The 5,667-nt window shown below is 62.1% G+C and carries 6 protein-coding genes; 4 read left to right on the top strand and 2 right to left on the bottom strand.

From position 1 onward, the window contains the following. Positions 1–1,010: flagellin (locus IBX53_RS14175; RefSeq protein ID WP_290910439.1), on the bottom strand; the 1,010-nt coding region annotated here is incomplete at its 3' end. A gap of 302 nt (positions 1,011–1,312) precedes the next feature. On the opposite strand from IBX53_RS14175, the gene IBX53_RS14170 reads away from it, so the two are divergent. Continuing rightward, the gene (locus IBX53_RS14170; RefSeq protein ID WP_290910437.1) at positions 1,313–1,591 is read left to right on the top strand and encodes a helix-turn-helix transcriptional regulator; all 279 of its coding nucleotides are present in this window, start codon (positions 1,313–1,315) and stop codon (positions 1,589–1,591) included. Continuing rightward, positions 1,584–2,882: a type II toxin-antitoxin system HipA family toxin gene (locus IBX53_RS14165; RefSeq protein ID WP_290910434.1), complete on the top strand. Its 1,299-nt coding sequence runs from the start codon at positions 1,584–1,586 to the stop codon at positions 2,880–2,882. Before IBX53_RS14170 ends, IBX53_RS14165 begins: the two co-directional genes overlap by 8 nt. A gap of 61 nt (positions 2,883–2,943) precedes the next feature. Here IBX53_RS14165 and fliD read toward each other — a convergent pair whose 3' ends face one another. Further along, positions 2,944–4,374 (bottom strand): flagellar filament capping protein FliD, encoded by a 1,431-nt coding sequence (fliD, locus tag IBX53_RS14160; RefSeq protein ID WP_290910431.1) that lies wholly within the window; start codon positions 4,372–4,374, stop codon positions 2,944–2,946. Positions 4,375–4,818: 444 nt separating this feature from the next. Here fliD and IBX53_RS14155 point away from each other — a divergent pair, with 444 nt between their 5' ends. Both IBX53_RS14155 and IBX53_RS14150 read left to right on the top strand, forming a co-directional pair. Beyond that, positions 4,819–5,004, top strand: a complete 186-nt coding sequence (locus IBX53_RS14155) for a hypothetical protein (RefSeq protein WP_290910428.1) — start codon at positions 4,819–4,821, stop codon at positions 5,002–5,004. 233 nt (positions 5,005–5,237) lie between these two features. Then, entirely contained in the window at positions 5,238–5,612 is a 375-nt protein-coding gene (locus tag IBX53_RS14150) for a flagellar protein FlaG (protein WP_290910425.1), read from the top strand. The last annotated feature ends 55 nt before the right edge of the window (positions 5,613–5,667 follow it).

Here is a 5,667-nt window from a genome sequence, read left to right as displayed (position 1 = left end):
ACGTTCTGCGGGATCTGGTTGGCCTGGGCCAGGACAGAAGTGCCGGCCTGCTGCAGGATCTGCGCGCGGGTCATGTTGGCGACTTCCATGGCGTAGTCGGCGTCCTCGATGCGTGAACGCGCGGCAGACAGGTTGGTGCTGTTGGTGTTGAGGTTATTGATGGCATCCTCGAAGCGGTTCTGAACAGCACCCAAGTCGGAACGCAGACTATCGATATTTTTCAGTGCGTCATCAATATTTCCAAGCGGCTCCAGCTGTGCCAGAAGATCGGCACCAGCTGGAGTGGCCGGATCAACAACAAGACCCTCCGTTACAGTAACTACGCCAGAAGCAGCATCCACTTCAACGGTTGCTGCACTATACACTCCAGAGTCTTCATTGAGAGAATAAAGAGCATCCCCCAGTTTCACGATGGTATTAGTGCCTTCCGCAAATGTTTCACCACCTTCAATTACGTCCGCGGCTGTTACAGTCCTCGGCAAGTTAGTGACGTCCAAATCTTGCAGACCCAGAGTCTCGGAGTTAATTGCTCTCAGTCCAACATTGATCGTCTCGCCGTCGTTGGCGCCTACTTGAATGGCAATGCTCTGATTTTCTGCGAGCACCTTCACACCGTTGAAGTTGGTCTCGCTAGAGACACGGTCAATCTCAGCAGTACGCTGGTTGATCTCGTCCTGGATGGACTGCAGGTCGTCGGTAGAGTTGGTGCCGTTTTGCGCCTGAACGGTAAGTTCACGAATACGCTGAACGTTATCGTTGATCTGGTTCAGAGCGCCTTCGGCGGTCTGGGAAACGGAGATACCGTCGTTGGCATTTCGACTTGCCTGATTCAGACCAGTGATCTGTGCAGACATACGGTTGGCGATGGCCTGACCGGCCGCATCATCCTTGGCACTGTTGATGCGCAGGCCGGAGGACAACCTCTCCATGCTCGTCTGAAGCGCATTTTGCGACTTGCTCAGGTTCTGCTGGCCGATCATCGAAGTGATGTTGGTATTGATCACTGACATGGTGCGATTCCTTCCTAGCTGTTGAGGGCTCCATTGGCGGGCCCGCTGCGATTGGTCTTTCAAGGCCCAGCGGGCCTGCCACAACGGCGCCGTTGGCCGTTACCCTCTATAACGGCGGCCCGGGGGAAACCTTTAGGCCTGGGGCGAAAGAAATTGTGATATTTCCCTTGACAGCGAGTAACGGCAGGTAAACAGGCGCAAGGCTTTGATCGCATGGATACCATCGTATGGATATCATGATGTCTAAAATGATCATTTATCTGCTAAAATTGACATCATGATAGCCTTTCAGGGATTCATTGATGCGCCTCTCCCTCCTCACCGCCAGCGACACCCAGCACGACCTGGCCCAGGCCGTTCGCCGCCGCCGACGCGAGCTGAAGCTTTCGCGTAGCGCCTTGGCCGACCGCAGCGGGGTGCCGGCACCGACGATCAAGCGGTTTGAAACCACCGGGCAGATTTCCCTGCGCCAGTTCCTGCTGCTGTGGCAGTGCGTGGATCGACTGGAGCGAATAGCGGCGCTGGCAACGCCAACGCCGGAGGCACCACGCAGCATCGAAGAGGTGCTCCGCGATGAGTGAGTTCACGCCCGTGCGGCAGCTGGAGGTGTGGCGCTGCCTCGGCGACGGCCGCCAGGTTCCCGTGGGCCGGCTGGCGCAGAATCGCCAGGGCGTGTTCTTTCAGTATGACGACGCCTATTGCCAGGCCTTCCACCACCTCGCGCCGTTTCAGCTGGCATTCGACACCCGGCTGCAGGCCGCCCCTCGCACCCCGCATCGGGGGCTGCACGGCCTGTTCGCCGACTCGCTGCCGGACGGCTGGGGCATGATGCTGATGGATCGCCTGTTTCGCCAGCACGGCATCTCGCCTCATGACGTGACGCCGATGGATCGGCTGGCCTTTGTGGGCGAGCACGGCATGGGGGCCTTACGCTACTACCCGGTATCGGCACTTGGCGCCGACAGCGAAGCCGCCCCCGAGTGCAGCCTGAGCGAGTTGGGGGAACAGGCCCGCCGGCTCTTCGAGGGACAGACCGACACGGTACTGGCCTCCCTAGCACAGGCCGGTAGCTCGGGCGGGGCCCGCCCCAAGGTGCAGGTGTATCTCTCCCCGGAGACTACCGGCCGGGCCAGCACCCACCCCCGCACAGGGCTGGAGCCCTGGCTGGTCAAGTTCACCTCCAGCACGCTGGCACTGGGGCATGAAGAGGGGCTGTGCGAGGCCGCCTATCTGACCCTTGCCCAGCGTAGCGGCATCGACACACCGAGCTGGAAGCTGATCACGCCGCCCGCAAGTTCCCCCGCGCTTGGGTGGCTGGCACTGCGGCGCTTCGACTGCAGCGCGAGCAGCAACGAACAGGGCCGCTACCACATGAGCAGCGCCTGTGCGCTACTGGATGCCGATTTTCGCCACCCCTCTCTGGATTACGAGGATCTGATCAAGGCCGGCCAGGTGCTCTGCGCCAGCCCTGCCGTGGGCAGGCAGCTGTTTCGTCGCGCCCTCTTCAACCTGTTCGCCTGCAACCAGGACGATCACAGCAAGAACTGGGCGTTCCTTCTGGATGACGAGGGCCAATGGCGCCCCTCGCCCGGCTACGATCTGACCTTCAGCCCCAGCCCCTATGGTGAACACGCCACAGCGTTCAAGGGGTATGGCAAGGCTCCGCCGCTCAAGGCCGTTCAGGCGCTGGCCGATCAGGCCGGTTTCGCGCGCTGGCGCGAGGCAAGAGAGACGATTGAGGAGGTGGTGACGGCGATCAGCGGCTGGGGCTCAACCGCCAGGGCGCTTGGCATCAGCGACGGGGTGCGCCGGGAAATACAGCAGCGGCTGAACGCCACCCTAGAGGAGAACCGCCCGCTCTGGCGCGGTTGAGGGCCGGGGCTTGCCCGCCTTGGCCACCGGCGCCAAGGCGGGGGTCTGGATCACGGCGCCGCTAGCGCTTCCTGGGGTTGCCCAGCTCGGCCAGCATATCGAACTGCTGGGTGAGGTAGGCGCTGGTCTGGTTCATCTGGGCGATCATCGAATCCAGCTGGCCGAACTGCACCCGGTAGCGGTCGATGGTGCGCTCGATGGAGACCTCCATGCGCGCATAGCGCTCACCGATGCTCTTGACCCGGCCCTCCGCGCCGCTGATGGAGCGCTTGATGATGCCGTTGCCATCCAGCAGCTGGCCCAGGGTGGTATTGAGGCTGCCGGCGAGGCCGCCCTTGGCGTCTGTGCCGGCGAAGAACTCGCCCAGGGCAGCCATGTTGCCGCTGGTGAGCTCGTTGAGCTTGGCGTCATCTAGCTTGAGGGTGCCGTCGCGCTGCAGGCTGATGCCCACCTGGTTCAACATGCGCAGCTCGCCTTCGGTTCCTGTGCCCGTCACGCCACCGGAGAGCACACCGCGCAGGCGCGCCTCGATGCTGCGCACCGCGCCGTCACCGTTGAGGTCGCCGGCCTGGCCGGTCTCGGCATTGAAGGCGGTGAGCTTGCCGATGGTGCCCTTGAGCTCGTTAAACGCCTTTACAAAGCCCTGCACCGCCTCGCGGGCCTTGAGGGTATCCTGCTCCACCCGCAGAGTGATGGGCTGCCCATCGGCGGTGGTCTGTTCCAGATTAAGCGTTACGCCCTGGATGGCGCCCTCTACCTTGTTGGTGGCGCTAACGATATCGATGCCGTTGACGCTGAGGTTGGCATCCTGCCCCGCCTGGGAAATCACCACGTTGCTGCCGACTTCGGCAGTGTTATCTGCCGTAATGGCCGCCTGGGCATCCGCGCCGAGGATGTCGAAGAAGTTGCTGGAGGCGATGGCAGCATCGGCCCCGGTCTCGGTGGAGTTCAGCGCCAGGCGGAAGCCGCTGCCGTCGTTGACGATGGAGGCGCTAACGCCGCTCTCCGTCGAGGCGTTGATGGCGTCGCGTATCGCTTCAAGGCTCGCACCGGCGGCGATGTCGATCTTCAGTGGCTCATCGCCCGGCGCCATGCCGGCAAAGGTGAGCTCGAGCTGGGTATCGGCATCGACAATGGCGGTATCGGCGGCTGCCACCCGCTGGGTGGCCAGGGTGCCGGCCCGCGCCAGTTGTGTGACCTCGACGTTGAAGCTGCCGGGCTGGGCCGTCTTGCTGGTGGTGGCGGTAAAGGCCTCGCCGCGCACGTTGGCGGAGAGGCTCTGAAACAAGGAGGCGTCGTTCAGCTTGGCCACGCTGTCCTGGAAGGTGGTAAGCACGGACTGGAGCTGGCCGAAGGCGGAGATCTTCGCCTGCTGCTGGGCCTTCTGCGCTTCCAGGGGGGCAAGTTTGCCGCGCTCCGCATCGCGCAGCTGGTCGAGCAGACCGGACAGGTCTAGGCCGGAACCGACGCCAAGGGCCGTGATGGTGGACATGGAAACTCCTCACTACTTGACTTGACTAGATGCGCGATACGCGATGCGCGGGTGCCAGACACGATGCTAACAATCGAGATGCTGACAGACACGATGCTAACAGAAGCTGTGCTTGAATAGCCTATCGGCCGGACCGGGAAGAACTTTAGTAACCCAGGTGAATGCCCCCTGCAGGTCGCCATAGGCGGAGATCTGCAACTCCTGCTGATGGTCGGATGTGTGGCACGCTATCCGCTGTATATCCCCGACTCACAACGGAGACAATGACGCGCACAGAGCAGCTCGCCGCTGCGCTGCGACCTGCGCTCAGAGCGCGCTGATGCCAGACTGCGCACCATCAAGGAGGGGGGCGCCATGCGGCTGACCGATCGGGAACACAGTACCATCGTCGCGGTATTGAAGCGCCATTAAACGCTGAATGATCTGTCGGATATCGACCTGGCCGTGGTGGACCAGTTCATCATGCGCTTCTCGAAGCTTCAGAATGCCATCGGCGCCAAGCTCCTTCCCAGCGTGCTGGAACTCACCAAGGAGCCGGGGGACTATCCCGCCTTCATTGACAAGCTGAACCGGCTCGAGAAGATCGGTGCTATTCCGATCAACCTGGCAGAGGGCGAACAGGGCCAGTGAACGACTGCGATACGAATACCCTGCACCCACTAGCAGGCAGCGGAAGCGCGCCTTATCGTAATACTTTAGGCTAATTCCACCACACACAGAGGCGACCGAGCTAAAGCCCTGCCGCCCCCGTGCCGATAAACCATCTGAAGCGAAGCGATTGCGATTGTCCCAGAAGGTGCCGCGGCTGCCTGCCGCGGCCTGCCGGGGCTCGTACATAAGAACGTCCGCCAAGGAAACGTACCATGAGCTCTCCACTCTTCGATGCCACCAGCGTAACCCCCATCAGCCCGGCCCTGCAGGGGCTGACGCCTCGCCAACAGGTGGAGCGCGCGCTGGAAATCGCCCTGCCCGCCGCCGGCAGCGCCCTCGCCCAGGCGGAAGGCGGCCAGGTTCCACTCAGCCGCAATGAGCTGGTCGAGCCAATTCAGCGCATCAACGAGGTGATGCGAAACTACGGGGTGCAGTTTGAACTTGCAGACGAGCAGTCGCAGGTGGTGACCCGCATCATTGACCGCGAAAACGGTGACGTGATCCGCCAGATTCCTGCCGAGGAGTTGCTGCGGGTGGCAGAGAGGATTGGCGAAACACTGGGGCGGCTGGTCAACCTGAAGGCGTAACGCGCCGGGCTCGGCCAGCTTACACCTGCATATTCATCACATCCCTGTAAGCCGA

Source organism: Halomonas sp. (assembly GCF_014859505.1).
Lineage (GTDB): Bacteria > Pseudomonadota > Gammaproteobacteria > Pseudomonadales > Halomonadaceae > Halomonas.
Note: the sequence above shows the minus strand (reverse complement) of the source record. Positions and strands in the feature narration are given on the sequence as shown.

Coding starts and splice junctions, on each gene's coding strand:
- IBX53_RS14150 (WP_290910425.1), top strand. CDS start 5,238: ATGAGCTCTCCACTCTTCGATGCCACCAGCGTAACCCCCATCAGCCCG.
- IBX53_RS14165 (WP_290910434.1), top strand. CDS start 1,584: ATGAGTGAGTTCACGCCCGTGCGGCAGCTGGAGGTGTGGCGCTGCCTC.
- IBX53_RS14170 (WP_290910437.1), top strand. CDS start 1,313: ATGCGCCTCTCCCTCCTCACCGCCAGCGACACCCAGCACGACCTGGCC.
- fliD (WP_290910431.1), bottom strand. CDS start 4,374: ATGTCCACCATCACGGCCCTTGGCGTCGGTTCCGGCCTAGACCTGTCC.